14 protein-coding genes, 2 pseudogenes and 1 CRISPR repeat array (1 of these 17 only partly in view) are annotated in these 17,867 nt (G+C 38.6%); of the genes and pseudogenes, 10 read left to right on the top strand and 6 right to left on the bottom strand.

The genetic code is table 11. From position 1 onward, the window contains the following. Positions 1-37 precede the first annotated feature (37 nt). The gene (locus tag NLP_RS12670) at positions 38-448 is read left to right on the top strand and encodes a hypothetical protein (RefSeq protein ID WP_234017304.1); all 411 of its coding nucleotides are present in this window, start codon (positions 38-40) and stop codon (positions 446-448) included. Positions 449-691: 243 nt separating this feature from the next. Here NLP_RS12670 and NLP_RS12665 read toward each other — a convergent pair whose 3' ends face one another. Next, a complete protein-coding gene (locus tag NLP_RS12665; protein ID WP_234017303.1) occupies positions 692-3,163 on the bottom strand; it encodes a hypothetical protein in 2,472 nt (823 codons plus the stop codon). A 253-nt stretch (positions 3,164-3,416) separates the two neighbouring features. Then, positions 3,417-3,884: an SDR family oxidoreductase gene (locus NLP_RS12660; protein ID WP_104906702.1), complete on the bottom strand. Its 468-nt coding sequence runs from the start codon at positions 3,882-3,884 to the stop codon at positions 3,417-3,419. 609 nt (positions 3,885-4,493) lie between these two features. Here NLP_RS12660 and NLP_RS12655 point away from each other — a divergent pair. Beyond that, entirely contained in the window at positions 4,494-5,609 is a 1,116-nt protein-coding gene (locus NLP_RS12655) for a transposase (RefSeq protein ID WP_104906701.1), read from the top strand. Here the strand turns inward: NLP_RS12655 and NLP_RS12650 are convergent. Beyond that, positions 5,598-6,668, bottom strand: a pseudogene (locus NLP_RS12650) (aromatic ring-hydroxylating dioxygenase subunit alpha); the annotation flags it as partial. The gene NLP_RS12655 and the pseudogene NLP_RS12650 overlap by 12 nt on opposite strands. 538 nt (positions 6,669-7,206) lie before the next feature. Between NLP_RS12650 and NLP_RS12645 the strand changes: the two are divergent. From NLP_RS12645 to NLP_RS12620, 6 genes are all read left to right on the top strand, one after another. Next, complete coding sequence (locus tag NLP_RS12645; RefSeq protein ID WP_104906700.1) at positions 7,207-7,500, top strand: hypothetical protein; 294 nt, start codon at positions 7,207-7,209, stop codon at positions 7,498-7,500. 888 nt (positions 7,501-8,388) lie between these two features. After that, positions 8,389-8,805 (top strand): element excision factor XisH family protein, encoded by a 417-nt coding sequence (locus NLP_RS12640; protein WP_104906699.1) that lies wholly within the window; start codon positions 8,389-8,391, stop codon positions 8,803-8,805. After that, the gene (locus NLP_RS12635; protein ID WP_104906698.1) at positions 8,793-9,128 is read left to right on the top strand and encodes a XisI protein; all 336 of its coding nucleotides are present in this window, start codon (positions 8,793-8,795) and stop codon (positions 9,126-9,128) included. Before NLP_RS12640 ends, NLP_RS12635 begins: the two co-directional genes overlap by 13 nt. Before the next feature lie 4 nt (positions 9,129-9,132). Further along, positions 9,133-10,149, top strand: coding sequence for a tyrosine-type recombinase/integrase (locus NLP_RS12630; RefSeq protein ID WP_104909857.1), 1,017 nt, complete (start codon positions 9,133-9,135; stop codon positions 10,147-10,149). A 3-nt stretch (positions 10,150-10,152) separates the two neighbouring features. Then, complete coding sequence (locus NLP_RS12625; protein ID WP_104906697.1) at positions 10,153-10,620, top strand: hypothetical protein; 468 nt, start codon at positions 10,153-10,155, stop codon at positions 10,618-10,620. A gap of 2 nt (positions 10,621-10,622) precedes the next feature. Beyond that, positions 10,623-11,303: a hypothetical protein gene (locus NLP_RS12620; RefSeq protein WP_104906696.1), complete on the top strand. Its 681-nt coding sequence runs from the start codon at positions 10,623-10,625 to the stop codon at positions 11,301-11,303. Between the two features lie 174 nt (positions 11,304-11,477). Here the strand turns inward: NLP_RS12620 and NLP_RS12615 are convergent, their stop codons facing one another. Beyond that, positions 11,478-12,503, bottom strand: a complete 1,026-nt coding sequence (locus NLP_RS12615) for a transposase (RefSeq protein WP_442946665.1) — start codon at positions 12,501-12,503, stop codon at positions 11,478-11,480. A gap of 236 nt (positions 12,504-12,739) precedes the next feature. Here NLP_RS12615 and NLP_RS35790 point away from each other — a divergent pair. Then, a pseudogene (locus NLP_RS35790) lies at positions 12,740-14,085 on the top strand (NF041680 family putative transposase). Positions 14,086-14,098: 13 nt separating this feature from the next. Here NLP_RS35790 and NLP_RS12605 read toward each other — a convergent pair. Continuing rightward, a complete protein-coding gene (locus tag NLP_RS12605; RefSeq protein ID WP_234017300.1) occupies positions 14,099-14,377 on the bottom strand; it encodes a hypothetical protein in 279 nt (92 codons plus the stop codon). A 103-nt stretch (positions 14,378-14,480) separates the two neighbouring features. Next, positions 14,481-15,239 carry a DUF4384 domain-containing protein gene (locus NLP_RS12600; RefSeq protein ID WP_104906694.1) on the bottom strand — a complete coding sequence of 253 codons (759 nt, stop codon included), beginning with the start codon at positions 15,237-15,239 and terminating at the stop codon, positions 14,481-14,483. Between the two features lie 229 nt (positions 15,240-15,468). Here NLP_RS12600 and cas1 point away from each other — a divergent pair, with 229 nt between their 5' ends. Next, positions 15,469-17,475 (top strand): CRISPR-associated endonuclease Cas1, encoded by a 2,007-nt coding sequence (gene cas1 / locus NLP_RS12595; protein WP_199784856.1) that lies wholly within the window; start codon positions 15,469-15,471, stop codon positions 17,473-17,475. Between the two features lie 212 nt (positions 17,476-17,687). Then, positions 17,688-17,867: a CRISPR direct-repeat array (repeat unit 34 nt; unit sequence TTTAAACTTCTTCGGAAGTTGAATTAATGGAAAC) (it continues 357 nt past the right edge of the window).

The raw sequence follows: 17,867 nt of genomic DNA, 5'->3' as shown, positions 1-17,867 counted from the left end.
TCAATCGCACATTATTTAATAATTGGGGAGAAAGCCAATGAATAATATGAATCTATCTGATACAGAAATAGAAATTTTCCTTTTTGGAAAATGGCGTTTTAATACAGACTGGGAAAAAATTTATATTGAATTTAAAGATGATATGACTTATGAGCAAACTAGAATTCAAACGTTTCTTTTATCTAAACCCAGCGAATTTATCACGGGTAATAAATTTACTGGTGTATGGCACGTAAATGATAAAAGATTATGTTTAATTGTTAAAACTGTTCCTAAATCATTTTTCAATTTGCGATTACTGATATTATCTAAAGTTGATTTGGCCGATATGATAGCTAGCATCTTCTCTATATTTATAACCGAAACTTATGAAGTTATTGAAATTAATAAATTAAAGTTTATAATCAACCATAAAAATCAGATAATTGCTGGTACAAAAATCAAATAGTACTTTTTCCATGCTTGTAATATTAACTTAAAAAGACTAGGTAACATATCAAGTCTGTGCAAATTATAACGTTCCTGTATTTTAGTAGTAGATTTATTGAAATTAATTTACAATATTAATATGAATAATATTAATCTTATGCATAGAGAGCTTAGAAAATCTTAGAACTTGCAAAATTTATTGTGCTAACCTAGTTTAGTGCCACTAAGACTAACTATAACTTGAATTTAACTTGTTTTTATCCTACTTATCTATTCCTTTTGAATGGTTGGGCTTTCTGATAATGTGCATACCTAAAATTTTTAAAGTACTATTATTATGGCGGATAGTGAGTGATGTTAACTCTTGACCCAACAGATAAAAGCTACCCATAATACTAACCCAATTGTACAGTCCGCTTTTTGGTCTGTTAAGCGTTATTGTCGCATTCCTTCGATTATTTGCTCCTTTAAGTATTAAAATACCACCAAAATTAAAACTACCCGATGCAATTAATTGGCTGCTAGTAATGCTAGCCGTGATATTGGCAAAGGTGTAGCCTAAAAACTTGAGGCTTCCTGCAATACTGGCAGAATTATTGATATTACCATTAGTTCCTTTGCTGAGAGTGACTGTAGCGCCGTTGAAAGCTAAAATGCCAAAATTGAAATTACTTGTAGCTTGAAACCCGCTCTCGTTCAGGCTGATACCTAACGCGGTGAATTGTTTGCCTAAGAGAGTAACATCGCCTAAACCAAAAACCTTTTTATTAGTTAAATCAAGTTTAAAACTCGGAACATTGAGCTTTATAACATTACCTAAATTGAGAGCTACATTATTAATTGAAACCTTCTGAGTGTTAAATGATAAAGTGCCGCTACCCAAAGATTGATTAAAAGCAATAATATTTGCTGTCCCTGTTGCGCTTTGAGTCTTTAAATTAACTGTGAGGTTTGGAATAGTCAAAGTCAAGAAACCTGCTAAACTCAGCCGAACATCCCTCAGATTGACACTATTTTGAGTAACATCAAACATAATGCCTGCTAGGGTATTGCCAAAAACTGAAATTGTTCCTAAACCACTACCGCTACCAGATTTTATATCGATACTCAGGGCATCAACATCAATACTTAACAGATTGCCTAAACTCAAGTCAAAGTTTTTAAAGGTAGTATTGGTAGGGGAAATTTTAAATTCAACATTCGCAATTTCGTTATCAAGAATTTCTACATAACCATCTCCCTCAAGATACTGCTCACTAGGCGTTACCTTTAAAGATAAATCTAAACTATCGTCATCCGTTCCCTTAATTTTCAGAAATCCTAAATCAATTTCCAGAACTTTTAATGAACCAAAGATATTATTAAAAGTTTTATCTCCTTGAAGAATTAAGATTGCCTCATGCCCCCAAGCATTAAGTTTGCCATTAATTTCTAAACCTTCTGATATTGCTTGAGCCGCAATTATTGTTGGAAAAGGAACATACTTAATCAAGGGATTGATTTTTCCGTCTCCATCCCCATCAATTGATTCGATGTTTAAGTTCACTAAGCTTTCTAAAAGCCCTAGTGCTTTGTTAACTAAATCGGTTGAATAACCTACTTGTTTGCTAATAAAGGAAGTGACTGGTCCCCGCCACAAATCTATTAAGCTAATCGCTTGCTTGGGATTTAAAATTAAAGCTAATCTTTCAGGATCATTAGTGTCCATCAGAAAAGCTACCTCAAGGTCTGTTTTTTCCCATTTCAAATCACCAATGAAGCCAAAGTTATCAAAGTAAGGAGGTAAATACGTTCCGCCTCCTTGAAATCTGATATTGCGAAGTTCAGTTCCTACCAATCCATAGGGATTAAACCAAGATTTTTCACCTTGTTGACAAAAGTATGCTGTTAAAGATTCGGGTTCGAGAGAGAGACTACCAGAGAGAAATAGCTTAGGTTCTTTTTCTTGGGTGGGATCGTAGCCTTGAAGAATTAAATTTCCAGTTAATCCAAAGTTTGGCTCTAAATCAGCCCCAATATTTAACCCTATGAGCAAATTATTAAAAGTAGCTTTAAATTGTTGCTGGGAAAATAGCTGAATATCGCCTGCAATATTACCTGTTAAGCTAACCTGTCCTGCCGGATTAAAGTTAATTATGGCTCTTAAACATCCAATTCCTAAGCTTCGATAAATAAAACTGCTGAAATTTGTCTGGAGATTATTGAAATCAATATTTCCAATAAAGTTGAATCCTCTGCTTAAGTTAATGCAACCTAATTTTGAATGTATAAAATCATGTTCAGTATCAGTGATAATTAGCTCTGGGTTGCTTAATTTTAAATCGTTGATAATAGGAAGTTTACTAGCTATGTTGCTAAAAATAAAATCTTCCTTTAATTTATATTTTAATGTGGTTTGCTTGCCAAAAAATAATTCAATACCTTGGTTATTTAGTAATCCTTTAAAGCTGAGTTCAACTTCTTGAGAAGTTTTATAAATTTTATATTTTGGTTTAGATATTCTAATTTCAGGTTTGCCAAATATTTCAACAATGATTCTATCAAATATTACATTTATGTATGGAACTGTACTATGAGTACTAAAAATTTTATCTAAATTTAACTGCAAATCATGGTCAAAATCTAAATAAATTCCTGAACTGGACGAGACTAAATTTACATTATCTAAAAATCCAAGTTTTAATTTGATAACATTAGGTAAGGGAATTATTGTGAAATCAATGCTATTAGCCATAAATAAGTTGATGTAAATGTTTTTAACAGATTGGTTTAGAGGTTATTTCTAGCAAAGCGTTTAGAACCTAAACTCAAGTCTTTGCTGGCAGATCGTATTCTCAAAAAAACTTTGAATACCAATTCGTCATAACTAGATGTAAAAGTTTCCCTGAATTTAGTAGAGCAACGTAGCAAAATTATAGCTAAAACTACCACATTATTGAGTCACAAGAATCGTCAAGTCTCACAAAAAATTTATCCACACAAACAAATTACTTCTCCAACAACTGTTTTAATTTCAAGTAACCAATAATAGTCGAACGTCCCCAGCCAGAACTAAAGTTAACAATAATACCCCGTTTGTTTTTCACCATTGCTGGTACGAAATGGCGAATTATATTTGCTACTCCTTTGATATTGATATCTATTAAATCCGAAAATTCTTCAGATGGTATTTCCCACAAAGGTGCTAGATAATTGGTAATTGCCGCATTATTAATTAATATATCTGGCGGTGAATATTTTTGAAGTACGTCTTGGGCCCATTTTTTTACAAGTTGTTCATTTGCCACATCTACAGATGTAAAATCGTTGGGCGCACTAAACTTTTGGCGTATTTTATCGATTGCGTCTGATGAACGGGCGCAACCAATAACAGTATGTCCCTGTTGAATAAAACCCTCGGTCATCGCATAACCTAGACCTTTACTTATGCCTGTAATTAAGATGAACTTACTCATATTTTTCTGGTATTATTAGATTTCAGTTTTTTCGGGTCGGTTTCGTGGAGGTAAGGTTCGTCCATCATAAAACTGAATAACTAACTTACTTAGTCCGAGCCATGCTAGTGCAAAAATTAAGGGAGTTAGAGTTTCAACCACAACTACTACAACTGATGTTGTCTGAAAAAAGAAAAAAAGCATTGGAGTCAAAGCCAAAGTAAGTACTGTTGCAACTCCACTCCCAAATCTCAATCGCTCAATAATAGAAAGCGCCGAGCTACAACTGGCACATTTTTCCGTATGAGAATGATACCTATCCAGAAGCACGGACTTTGCCAATGGGGGAGAAAAAGTCTCTTTGCCAAATGGTTCAGCATTATATTGGTTTACTCATATCTTGCACCTGATAAAAACTCTCAGTATTAGTCAATAACAAGAAAATAAAAGTAACATCTAAAAATTGAGCTTCTACGTTTTGCATTAGTATAATAAACTACATTTAGTATCAAAATATATACAAATGACATATACAAAGATGGGAATAATGTCATCTGCATAAAGATATTTTTATATGTTCGTAAAAAATGAGAGAAAAGGGCGTAGATAACATAAATAACAGCAAGAAATATGGAAACCATTCTTGCCCACGCCCATACCCTAATGTATACGATTCTGGCATTGATGCCTAGCCGTTATCAACGAGGCAACTTGGAAGCAATGTTAGGGCTGTTTCTAGCAGCAGACGGAAAACCTTTGCCACACTACAGTAAATCCAAATCTGAAAGTGCTTTAAGTAGATTTTTGAATACCTATAAATGGCCTACTCGCAAGCTAATTCGCCATCTTCGCCAACAGGCAATTGAGCAAGTTAACAGTCATTGTCCATTGGGAAGAAAAGCGTTTCTACAAGTAATAATTGACCTGACAACTTTAGAGAAATGTGGTCAATTTAAAGCATTTAAAAATCTAATAACCGTTTACAACGGGAAACGAGGCTTGCATATAGTAGTTTTATATTTGGTAGTTGGACAATGGCGTATACCCTGGAATTTTCGTGTCTGGAGAGGTAAAGGGACGGCTAGTCCGTCTCAAATAGCATTACGAATGGTACGTCATTTACCCAAAGATTTAACCAAACGATTTCGGGTAAAAATTCTCGCTGATACTGCTTTTGGTACTAAGGATTTTATCAACAATCTTCGGAAACTAAAATATCATGCTGTTATTGGTATTGGTTGTAATCGCAAGTTGGTTAATGGTTATCCAGTTAAACTTCTACATCGTCGAGGACAACAAGTCCGACTTGTTGGATTAGATTTCCCTGTTACTCTTTCTTGGTATTACTTCAAACGCGATAATGGTCAGTTTGTTAAAAGATATGTTATCTCTACACAACCTCTTAAAGCCAGTACTATTTCCTGGTGGGGTAAACGCCGTTGGAAAATTGAAGGTTGGTTTAAAACTGCTAAATATCGCTTTGGTTTAGATAGATTTGGACAAGGTACTCTTTTAGGAATTTATCGTTGGTTAGTCTTGTCTATTACTGCCTATTTATTAGCATATTGGACGTATCTTTCATCCTGTTTCCCTGATTCTTTAGACTGGGGTCAAGCTGCTTTCCTTGCACTATCTACTTTTTTACCTCATTTAGTCTTGTCTTTATTGCTACTAGACATTGAACGGCTTCGGCCCTTAGCACTTAGTCATGGAATTGACATTACTATTTCCAGGTGCAAGATATGAGTTTACCCACTGACGCAATTCAAATACAAAACTATCTGCTTTGGTTGGAAGGTAAAAGGCTTTAGTAAAGTTAGGGCTACCTCCTTTAGCTTCAAGATACCTTTCTTGATAGTGGAGAAAAATTTGATCGTCTTCTAAAACACCATTTTGTCCAATGTGGTAATACCAACGCGGTCTGAGCTTAATAAACCAACCTGGAAGTTTATCAGGAAACTTAAAAGGAAAACGTGCAAATACACGACATTCTCCTTTACGTATGGGTGTAGCATAAACAACGGTTAGAATTCTACCACGCTGGGAGTTGATGTCATGCCACATTAAACTTGGAGCGACGAAGGTTGTAGACAACTCTCCTGATTGCCCTGGTTTCAAACCTTGTTTCCAAATCCCTTTGAATCCATGTTTCCCAGATTCAATCACTTCAAGTTCCAAAGGTGCTGCATTTGCCCTATTTCCTACCGTTTTATGATGTGTAAACGATATGTGGCTAGGGTCTAGTATATTTTCTAATAGTGTTAATGCATCATAAGGTACATCTCTAAATGTATTAATTACAACCCATCCTTCGGGAGATTCTTCTAATGGTTCAATTATTGGGACTTCGGTTTTGGCAGCATTTTCATATTCCCCAAAGTATACAAACAGTAGTCCTTGCTTTTCAATAATTGGTAATGATGCCACACAAGCTCGTTTTGATGTCTCTGCTGTTCCACCTTTGACTTGTTGAGGAATCCTTTGACAATTTCCATCTCCAGAAAAAGCCCAACCGTGATAGGGACATTCCAAAAGCCCATCGTCACTAATCCTACCTTCAGACAACGGTGCTAAACGATGAGGACACTGGTCTTCAAAGCTTCTCCAAGATTGGGCAAGTCTATCCCACCAAATTACAATATTTCTTCCCAGCACTGTAAAAGGCGTTGGTTTTGATTTGTCTAAGTCCTCTAGGTAATGGATGGGATACCATGTTTCTTTACAATCAAAACTATTCGGATCGCTACCGCCCCCAGGCTGTTTTGAGTGAAAACTATCTCTGACATTGACTTCTTTCTCAAACATTTTTGATGTTTATTAATTTTTATTGCCTACTCTAAGATTTATTTTAGCTAGTATGAACATTGGCTGTATGGCGATCGCATTTCCATAAATGATTTTATGAATAGCCACTAAGCTCGACTTTATCCAAAATTAAGAACTTGGTTCTCCTTATAGAGCAAAAGCCCTAGCTTTTTGGCAAAAACTTTTTCCATTCGCTAAAGCCGATGTAACGAGCTTTTCCCTAACGCACTACCTCAGCGAGTGCCGTCATGGTTTCTTCTAAAGGCGTATTTTGAATCGTAGCGATGGCATTGGTACAGATCAACGTATGTCAAAAACCCAAAAGAATTTTGACTTCTAGAAAATGATCCTACTGCGATCGCTTTTAAGCATCTGCCCGAAAAAGATATTTATGTCCAATTAATAAATTCCTCAATAAGGGACTCGTATTTCCCATAGATTTGGTGTACTTTGTTAATTCTGTGCAAATTATTTATACCTATCTTCTTGCAGCTTTACTCAGACAAATTTTAAGCCAATGCCTTCAAGGGAACAGCCAATGAAAACTTCTAATGATACAGATATTAAGAAAATCATCAAAAAATCCGACAAGCTCACCCTGAGACAGATGAAGTTAATCGAAGAAGCAGAAGACCAACTTCTTGAGGCTAATACTGTCAATTCTCCAGCCCCTGTGGTTGAGGTTGAGGAGAAACCAGTAGCGATTTCAGAGCCTAGAGTTCCTGACTATATTCCATTGCTTGATAATCCTCCAGTACAATCTGTGGGTAATTCCGGCTGGCAGGTTTCTGATGTCTGGCGGGATATCCGCGTGGATGATTTTTGTAATTAAAGCAGACAATTTGTATTCCCAGACGGTTCTGCATCAAGGCGGTTGCAATTATCCATGATCCGAATCTTAGAAATTGAGGGACAGGAACCGCTTCAGGAAGAAAAGTTTTCCCGAATGCATTCTTCGGCAGCAATACCTCTGTATCTTCGCTGAACCAATATTATGGCAACCGCCTGAGCAACTTTTGTAAACTATCTTTGCACCAAGTCAAAGTTATAGTTGCATTGTGTCTATAATAAGTTACGGGTAACTATAACTGAAAGTTAGCACCCTGTAAGTGTGTATCGCTAGATTAGGCATTAGAGACGATACCAAAGACAAGCAAAATTTATCGGCAACGCAATAGTTTCTATTCCCGTTGCCAACATGCACCCTCCGCGATCGCATGTTGGTGAAAGTGTTGTATATCAAGGGAAGTAGTGTTAATCGGAGTTTATGTCGGATAAAAGATAAGGGTTACTTATTTTGGGTTGGAGGTGATAAAATGAGGGCTGTCACTGTAGGCATAACTTGAGCAACTTGTTTGCTTTATGCTTTCAAAGAAGGCTGCTCAATTTATCCTTACAAAAATAAAGGAAGTGAACTGAAGGAGGAACAACGCTGTTGCTTGATTTTTTCCCTTTATAAGAGCTATGCCAAAACTTAGTTTTAATGCTAGGTGTGAATATATTTGCTCACCTTATGATTTCAAAACAGAACTTTTGCTTAGGTTATAGTTTCAAAAGCTGTTTTCGATGAATAATTTCCCACGCAATTAAAGGCTTTCCTCCAGCTAATTGCTCAACTTATGATTACAGTTACATCCGCCTTCAAGCGATCGCTAGTCTGAGATCGCTTACAAAAATTAAGCCTTAGAATAGGGAATCGGTGTTCGGAAAGATATGGGGTATGCCAGCAAGAGATGTTTTTCACAATGCAGTCAAGCATGGATTAATTGCCAATGGATGGAAAATTACCCATGACCCATTGCCAGTTAGTTTTGAATTGGGGGATATGTATATTGATTTGGGTGCTGAAAAACTTTTGGCCGCCCAAAGAGGGGAGGAAAAAATTGCGGTAGAGATTAAAAGTTTTGTCAGAACTTCAGCAATCTACGAATTTCATACAGCATTAGGACAATTTATTAACTACCGTCTGGCACTTTTTGAGCAAGAACCAGAACGCACATTGTATTTAGCAGTACCAATTGATGCTTACAGTTCATTTTTTACAATTAGGCTCGTACAAAATATTATCCGCATTCATCAACTGAAATTAATAGTTTATAACCCAGAAACAGAGGAGATAGTGGAGTGGATAAACTAACACAGTATCGACAAATCGTGCAACAACTGCTACGTGAATATGCAGAAATTGGTAGTCCTGATCCAGATGTAGAAACACAAATAGTCTTTGATACTGAACGCGACCACTACCAATTGATGAATGTGGGGTGGAAAAATCAACGCCGCGTTTATGGTTGTTTTTTACACATTGATATTAAAGATGGTAAAGTCTGGCTGCAACACAATGGTACAGAATACGAAGTTGCTGAACAATTGGCAAATTTAGGAATTCCTAAGCAAGATATTGTGATTGGATTTCACTCTGCTTTTAAACGCCAGTTTACAGATTATGCAGTTAGTTAAGCCAATGAACTACAACACAGATTCTTTACCTGCAATCAAACTTATCTCTCTTGATGGTGAAAATCCATTGAATATTCAAGGAATAAGGAGTACAAAAACGTCTGCACCTACGGATATTCGGTGGGTAAAGGTACTGGAGTTTTTACGCAGCAATAACCTTGCACTCAATAGCCGCAAGCTTTATGAACGTGAACTGAAGCGTTTTTTGGCTTGGAGTGAACTACATTATCATGAACTGCGCCCACGTCACCTTGCGCTATATAAAGAATACCTAAGAGATGAAATACGGACTGATGCAGGTAAACCGCTTTCCAAAAGCAGTATCAATGCTTCGATTGCGGCACTTAAAAGCTTTTTCAAATGGATGTGCTATACATATCCTGACATAATTTCTACTAATCCCACGCTGGGGATAAAACTGGAAAAAGTACCTCTACCACCAGCCCAGAGTTTAACCCCAGAACAGATGGAACGGGTGTGGTCAGCGTTGGAGTTATTGGGAGAAACAAAGCAACGCGATACAGCACTTCTTCACATTCTCAGTCATGGACTCCGGGCTGGGGAAGTTGTACAGCTAAATGTTGGATCATTTGATGGCAAACTGCTGTTTTTACCAGACACCAAAACGAATGAACCGCGCTTAGTTCCACTGCGAAAAGAGAGTCGGGAAGTTTTAGCAGAGTATTTGCTTACGCGAGAAGAAAGGAGTGAGGTGTTAAACAGCGACTCCCCACTGATGATTTCACACCATGCTTCATACAAGGGCGAACGCTTAAGTTATCACGGCATTTACTTCGCTGTGGAAAAAATCGGTGAAATAGCTCACATTGAGGACTTACATCCTCACTCCTTTCGTCACACCTACGCTACTGACTTATTGCTATTGGGAGTTGACCCCAGCCATGCCCGTAAGCTGACTGGACATCAAAGTGAGAAAGCGTTTCGACGGTATACCCTTCGCAGTGAACAAGAAGCTGCGATCGCTGCTTACTATCGCGCGATTGGCGAAGAAGCGGAGTAAGGTATGCCAAAGCCACTTGATCCCAAATGTCAGCTATGTGCCAAGTTACCAACTGCCCAAGCTAAAGTTTTACATGGAACAGCAGGGGATGGATGTTGGAATCCCAAAGTCTGTCATAATCGCCGTTCGTTTTACCGCCACCGCTCCCAGAATAATTCAGCAGAAATTGATGCGATCGCAGTCGAACCACCAACAACATATTTTGCAGTGCTGTATTTGTATAAAGAAGCAGGGGATAAGCCATTGCACGCCTTGGGCGCAGAACTCTGGCTGGGGCAAAAACCGATTTGCCGCTTAGAACCAATTCACTGTTTTGGGTTAACGGCTGGCAAGATCCGCGCCTATACAGATCAGGTGTTGCAGTCTTTTGCTAAACAATACGGTGTTTCACTATATCAATATAAGGATATGTTTGAAATTGCCTCAAGTTACTGCCCAGTACGACCCTGCCCGTTACATCCAGAATCCTAGAGATGACCACATACCGCCAATTAACAATTTGGGATGTGCTTGATGAGTTGTCCGAATCTCCAGCAACATCAACACTAGCACCAATGTGGGAATGTTTAGATGCCGAGTTAGAAAAATTACCCTTGGAGGCACAATTATCAACCGCAGGTATTGCCTTCAGTCAAATTGCGGATATTCTCAAGTCTCGTGCCGAAGTGCTGTTGCAAGATACCCGCGATCGCAATAGTCTTTTGGGGCCTGTTGTTAGCACCGATCTCTTTGCTGGTTTAGTGCGGACAACAATGCACCTAGATTTAGATGATTTGATTGAACCACAGACACCACAAACCTTTAAACCACACGGACCACACCAATTTTCATCTCCTACTGAGTTAGGTGATTCTGTAGTAGCACCTGTTGAAAAAGCGAATGTTTTGGCAATGCTCGATGAGGTGACAACTTTAGAAGATGTCCGCAATTTGGCATCAGATGAAGATGTCCAAAAATGGCAGAGCGCGATCGCTAAATATCTTACACAGGTTAAAGGTGAAATTTCTTTAACTCAACTCCAAGGTGGGTTAAAAATGCCGATGGTAGAAGTATGGTTGGGATTATTGCTGGGTGGGTTTACATTAGAACAGCATGGCGATTTTTATCACAACCAAAATGTTTGGGTGAAAAGCTCTCCTTCCTACTACCAATAACAATACATTCGCCATATAGGAGAGTCCGCGATCGCTTACCGCTTTCATACAACGAGACTCTATCAATGTTGCATCTGGATGTGCTGCAACTAACTCTCTCAACTCTATGTCAGCATTTGTCAGATGACTAAATTGTGGTTTTCCTCGCGGCTTGGATTGTAAATTTCCATCAACTCATATCTTGCACCTGGAAATAGTAATGTCAATTCCATGACTAAGTGCTAAGGGCCGAAGCCGTTCAATGTCTAGTAGCAATAAAGACAAGACTAAATGAGGTAAAAAAGTAGATAGTGCAAGGAAAGCAGCTTGACCCCAGTCTAAAGAATCAGGGAAACAGGATGAAAGATACGTCCAATATGCTAATAAATAGGCAGTAATAGACAAGACTAACCAACGATAAATTCCTAAAAGAGTACCTTGTCCAAATCTATCTAAACCAAAGCGATATTTAGCAGTTTTAAACCAACCTTCAATTTTCCAACGGCGTTTACCCCACCAGGAAATAGTACTGGCTTTAAGAGGTTGTGTAGAGATAACATATCTTTTAACAAACTGACCATTATCGCGTTTGAAGTAATACNAAGAAAGAGTAACAGGGAAATCTAATCCAACAAGTCGGACTTGTTGTCCTCGACGATGTAGAAGTTTAACTGGATAACCATTAACCAACTTGCGATTACAACCAATACCAATAACAGCATGATATTTTAGTTTCCGAAGATTGTTGATAAAATCCTTAGTACCAAAAGCAGTATCAGCGAGAATTTTTACCCGAAATCGTTTGGTTAAATCTTTGGGTAAATGACGTACCATTCGTAATGCTATTTGAGACGGACTAGCCGTCCCTTTACCTCTCCAGACACGAAAATTCCAGGGTATACGCCATTGTCCAACTACCAAATATAAAACTACTATATGCAAGCCTCGTTTCCCGTTGTAAACGGTTATTAGATTTTTAAATGCTTTAAATTGACCACATTTCTCTAAAGTTGTCAGGTCAATTATTACTTGTAGAAACGCTTTTCTTCCCAATGGACAATGACTGTTAACTTGCTCAATTGCCTGTTGGCGAAGATGGCGAATTAGCTTGCGAGTAGGCCATTTATAGGTATTCAAAAATCTACTTAAAGCACTTTCAGATTTGGATTTACTGTAGTGTGGCAAAGGTTTTCCGTCTGCTGCTAGAAACAGCCCTAACATTGCTTCCAAGTTGTCTCGTTGATAACGGCTAGGCATCAATGCCAGAATCGTATACATTAGGGTATGGGCGTGGGCAAGAATGGTTTCCATATTTCTTGCTGTTATTTATGTTATCTACGCCCTTTTCTCTCATTTTTTACGAACATATAAAAATATCTTTATGCAGATGACATTATTCCCATCTTTGTATATGTCATTTGTATATATTTTGATACTAAATGTAGTTTATTATACTAATGCAAAACGTAGAAGCTCAATTTTTAGATGTTACTTTTATTTTCTTGTTATTGACTAATGCTGAGAGTTTTTATCAGGTGCAAGATATGAGTAGAGCCAAAGATGCGACCTTTGAATTAACAGATGCGATATTGCTGACCCGCAATATTTATTCCTTAGCAGATTTATCCTTATCACCAGTATTCAGACGCAAGTGGCCAAGTATTTATGAAGCGCTACAAGATAGCAGACCGCAGCGACAGAAATTGATGCAATTATACATCAAACAGATACCAGTAGAGGGACGACCCTTGTTAGCAGGCGACCACACAAACTGGCCTCGCCCTGATGCAGTAACGCTTCAAGAGAGGACTTATGAGCATAGTGGCACATCCATAGCAGAAAATAAACCGATTACCATTGGTCAAGGATATAGCACAATTGCTTGGATACCAGAAGATTCAGGTAGTTGGGCATTACCCTTGAGGCACGAGCGGATCACAAGTGGCGAAAGCCCAATTCAGAAAGCGGTTTGGCAACTTAAACAGGTGTGTAAGCATTTAGCCACCAGACCAATTTCAGTTTGGGACAGTGAGTATGGTTGTGCCCCTTTTTTGTTAAAAACTGCGAGTATTCCAGCAGATATTTTGGTACGATTGCGTTCAAATCTTTGTTTATGGGGTGAACCTGAAGCCTATTCCGGTAAGGGACGTCCCAAGAAACATGGGTCTAAATTCAAACTTAGTGAACCTACAACATGGAGTGATGCAGAATCTGTTTTAGAATTGGATGATCCGAAACTACAACGGGTAAGGGTTAGCCTCTGGAAGAATTTACATTTCCGTAAAGCGGCAGCACTCCGATGCTACTCCTACGGGTTGAACGTCTCAATGCACAAGGTAACTTGAGAGTGTTAAAACCTTTATGGTTGGCTTGGGTAGGAGAAGAAATGCCACCTGTAGAGGAAGTTTGGCGACTTTATTTGCGTCGCTTTACAATTGACCATTGGTATCGCTTTTTAAAACAACGTCTACATTGGACTGTTCCCAAGCTAGGCACTCCTAAACAATGCGAGCGGTGGAGTGACTTAATGCCTTTTATGACTTGGGAGTTGTGGTTAGCTCATGATATTGTTACTGACAATCCTTTACCTTGGCAGAAATCAATCGATAAATTGACCCCTGGGAGGGTCGCTCAAGCTATGGGAGGAGTTTTTGCGGCCATTGGTACTCCAGCTGTTCCACCCAAACCTCGTGGAAAGTCCCCTGGTTGGAAAGCAGGAAAAAAACGTCACCGTAAAAACCGATGCCCAATTGTTAAAAAAACAGTAACACGACCACGTAAAGAAGCATCTGTTGCTGTTTAATACCTAAGATTATTCATACTTTTGCTAAGTCTCTGATTAACTCAGCCCTGCTGGGTAATTTTGTATGGCTTAGTCTAAACTCCAGTTGTGAGTAATGTCCTTGAATGCGATGTAATTCTGCTAGGTTATTCAAGCTGTCACAATATACAGAATTCTCGGTTAGTTGCTGATTTATACCTATATTTACAGCTTGCTGGGCAATAAACATAGCTTGTTCTAAATTACCTTGTCCAGCTAGTTGCACAACTTCTAAATTAAGTTTATTTAATTTTGCTATGTTTTTTTTCGTCATTTACTTTAAGTCAAAAGTATGAGTAGGTTGGATTGAGTCAATGCATTACCCAACATCTCGATTAATTTAAGTCTCTTTCTTTTTACTTTTACATTTTTGCTTTTTACTTTACCTCGTATTCTGTATACAAAACTCGACAATTTTCACTTGCATTGACAAACTCTAGTAACTGAATCAGATCATCTTCTGTTAGTTCTAATGGTTCATCATTTCCTTGCGGTAGCCAGTCGAGACTAGGCGCTTCTATAGTCACTACTGCTAAGATATATTCCTTACCTGGCACACCTTCGATCGGAAAAGATGTGATGGGTGAACCCTGTTGAGGTAGACTAGTTTTACCTGTATCTAATTGTGGCTGGGGAGCGAAACGTGATGGACAAAAACACCATACTTGCTCTGATGTATCCTTTTGTATTAGTAATAAATATCCTGGACTTTCAAGATTTACTTCAAACTGAATATAACTACCAATACGCACGGATTTTTCATAACGGCTATTAGCTTGCCATTTCCAACCTAATGTTTCTGTTTGTACTAAAACTAATCCCATTTCTTCAATAGGGGAACCTAGTGATTGAAGTTGTTGCCAAAGCTGATTGAGAGGCGTTAATAATACTTGTTGTGGTTCTTCAACAGGAGAAAATGGTGCGATTATATCTTGCCAATCTAAATCTAAAATCTGACAAACTTCAACAAAAATATTGTAACTAATAGGTATACGGTTAAAAAACTTACTGATAGTCGCCCAAGATGCAACACCGACATCATCAGCTAAGGTTTGTTGAGTCCAGTTTTTTCGGATGAGTGCATACTTCGCCCTTTCAACACCTTTTTCTGATGCAACAAGCGATCGCTTTGGCATAGCAAGTCAAGTAAAAAGTAAAAAGTATATCTTTTCCCATTTTACCAAGTTATATACAAAATTATATACTCTGCAATCAAGTTATACACGTAGTTATATACCCGCCTGCAACGATGGAAGCATAGCAACAGATAACAAGAGGATGTGACAGATACCTAATAGGAGCATCCGCCACTCCCTTCTTCATCCGTCGCCAACCTCTTTCTTTTACCTTTTTACTTGATTTATGATGTTCACCCTCGAACAGCTTCATTTTGCATGGAGTCAAGTCCGTGCGGGGAGTCGCAGCGCTGGTGTGGATGGAATTACCGTTGACTTGTTTGCAGCATCTGCTGACGAACAGTTACAAATTCTGCTGCGCCAGCTACAACTTGAATCTTATCGCGTCAGCCCCGCACAAGGATTTTATTTAACCAAAAAAAGCGGCGGAAAGCGACTAATTGGCATTCCTACAGTCCGGGACAGAATTATCCAGCGTCTCCTATTGGAAGAATTATACTTCCCCTTGGAGGATACATTTCTCGATTGTAGCTATGCCTATCGTCCTGGACGCAACATTCAACAAGCCGTACAGCAGCTATTTTCTTATTACCAATATCGCCCAGCTTGGATTATCAAGACGGATATCGCCCAGTTTTTTGACAGCCTATCTTGGGCGCTGCTGGTAACTAACTTGGAAGCATTGCATCTGGAAACAACGGTACTGCAATTAATCGAACAACACATCAAAGCTGGGATTGTAATTGCGGGTAAGTACATCAATTACGGACAAGGTGTATTGCAAGGCGGGATACTTTCTGGAGCCTTAGCTAATTTATACCTGACTGATTTTGATCGAAAATGCCTCAGTTACAATATTAATTTGGTGCGGTACGGAGATGATTTTGCCATTGCTTGTAACAGTTGGTCAGAAGCAAATCGTATTTTCGACCAAATTACAACTTGGCTGGGGAAACTTTACTTAAAGTTGCAACCCGAAAAGACGCAAATTTTTGCACCCCATGAAGAGTTTACCTTTCTTGGTTATCGCTTTGCCAATGGAAAAGTTTACGCGCCACCGCCACCAGAACCGAGACGGGAAGGGGAATGGTTAACTAATGCTTCGGGCACACCTTATTTTCGTCCTAAAGAACGCCCGTTAAAATTTGTTTCCCGTCCGCCGAAAGCTTGTGATATTAGCAAGCCGACTAATTTACCTCGCGCACCAATTTCTCATCTTTGGCAGGAATTTATGACAACATTATATGTCACAGACCAAGGCGCTTATTTGAGCGTCAAAAATCAACAGTTCCATGTTTATTATCAAAGGGAATTGCGGATAAAAGTTCCCATTGTACGAGTGACGAGTATCGTGTTATTTGGTTGTTGCAATTTGTCCCACGGTGCGGTATCTCTGGCGTTGCGACAAAGAATTCCTGTCATGTATTTATCACAGAAAGGCAGGTATTTTGGGCGCTTGGAGACTGAAGGAATGGCGAAAGTTGAATATTTAGCACGTCAGGTTGAGTGCTGCAAAAATTCTGAGTTTACTAAGAAGCAAGCATCAGCTATAGTGCAAGCAAAATTGCATAATTCGAGAATTATGTTGATGCGATTAAACCGTCGGGTGAAGTCTGATAAAGCTACTCAAGCCATCGCTCAACTAGAATTATTTATGGACAAATTACCATTCGCTAAAGATGTCAATATGTTACGTGGTTATGAAGGAATAGCTGCAACAACATATTTTCAAGCTTTAGGTTCATTGATGACAGGGGAATTTGCTTTTGAGAAGCGCACTAAACGGCCTCCGACTGACCCAATTAATAGTATGCTGAGTTTAGGGTATACATTATTAAGTCAAAATGTTCATTCACTAATCCAGGCAGTAGGTTTACATACCCACTTTGGCAACTTACACGTACCTCGTGACAATCATCCAGCGTTAGTATCTGATTTAGTAGAAGAGTTTCGTGCTTTGGTTGTTGATTCTCTGGTAGTATATCTGGCAAATCGAAACCTGTTTACAATTGACGATTTTACTTACCCAGACGAACGCAATGGTGTGTATTTTCAACCCCATGCACTCAAAAAGTTTCTCAAACATTGGGAGGAAAGGCTACAAACAGAAGTGACGCATCCCCATACAGATCAGAAATTGCCTTACCGTCGGTGTATTGAGTTACAGGTACGTGAATATATTGCTTGTTTAATGGGTGAGGTTGAGGTGTATCGTCCGATGATTTGGGATAAGTAAAACTTAACTGTTTGCTCGTTTCGGGGCTGAAGTCTAAAGCCCCAAACCCTGATTCTTTCGTTGACAGCCCCGGCAAGCTTATCAATTAAGGGTTCGGGGCTTTTTCTCGGAGGGTTAATTCTCAATTGAGGGTATTGATTTTGGATAAATTTGACAAGCCCCGAAAATCTGCTGTAGGATGACCTCTGGGTAAGGCTTTCAGTAGCCAGCCCTTTAAACTTCTTCGGAAGTTGAATTAATGGAAACTAGGATCAGCGTTTAGCATTTTTTTTAAGGTTTCAAAACTTTAAACTTCTTCGGAAGTTGAATTAATGGAAACCAGTACTGAAGCCTAAACCAGCGGTACTTTTTGAGGCTTTAAACTTCTTCGGAAGTTGAATTAATGGAAACAT

It is taken from the genome of Nostoc sp. 'Lobaria pulmonaria (5183) cyanobiont', from assembly GCF_002949795.1.
In the GTDB taxonomy this organism is placed as follows: domain Bacteria; phylum Cyanobacteriota; class Cyanobacteriia; order Cyanobacteriales; family Nostocaceae; genus Nostoc.
This window is presented reverse-complemented; position numbering and strand designations above follow the sequence as displayed.

Coding starts and splice junctions, on each gene's coding strand:
- NLP_RS12670 (WP_234017304.1), top strand. CDS start 38: ATGAATAATATGAATCTATCTGATACAGAAATAGAAATTTTCCTTTTT.
- NLP_RS12665 (WP_234017303.1), bottom strand. CDS start 3,163: ATGGCTAATAGCATTGATTTCACAATAATTCCCTTACCTAATGTTATC.
- NLP_RS12660 (WP_104906702.1), bottom strand. CDS start 3,884: ATGAGTAAGTTCATCTTAATTACAGGCATAAGTAAAGGTCTAGGTTAT.
- NLP_RS12655 (WP_104906701.1), top strand. CDS start 4,494: ATGGAAACCATTCTTGCCCACGCCCATACCCTAATGTATACGATTCTG.
- NLP_RS12645 (WP_104906700.1), top strand. CDS start 7,207: ATGAAAACTTCTAATGATACAGATATTAAGAAAATCATCAAAAAATCC.
- NLP_RS12640 (WP_104906699.1), top strand. CDS start 8,389: ATGCCAGCAAGAGATGTTTTTCACAATGCAGTCAAGCATGGATTAATT.
- NLP_RS12630 (WP_104909857.1), top strand. CDS start 9,133: ATGAACTACAACACAGATTCTTTACCTGCAATCAAACTTATCTCTCTT.
- NLP_RS12625 (WP_104906697.1), top strand. CDS start 10,153: ATGCCAAAGCCACTTGATCCCAAATGTCAGCTATGTGCCAAGTTACCA.
- NLP_RS12620 (WP_104906696.1), top strand. CDS start 10,623: ATGACCACATACCGCCAATTAACAATTTGGGATGTGCTTGATGAGTTG.
- NLP_RS12605 (WP_234017300.1), bottom strand. CDS start 14,377: ATGACGAAAAAAAACATAGCAAAATTAAATAAACTTAATTTAGAAGTT.
- NLP_RS12600 (WP_104906694.1), bottom strand. CDS start 15,239: ATGCCAAAGCGATCGCTTGTTGCATCAGAAAAAGGTGTTGAAAGGGCG.
- cas1 (WP_199784856.1), top strand. CDS start 15,469: ATGTTCACCCTCGAACAGCTTCATTTTGCATGGAGTCAAGTCCGTGCG.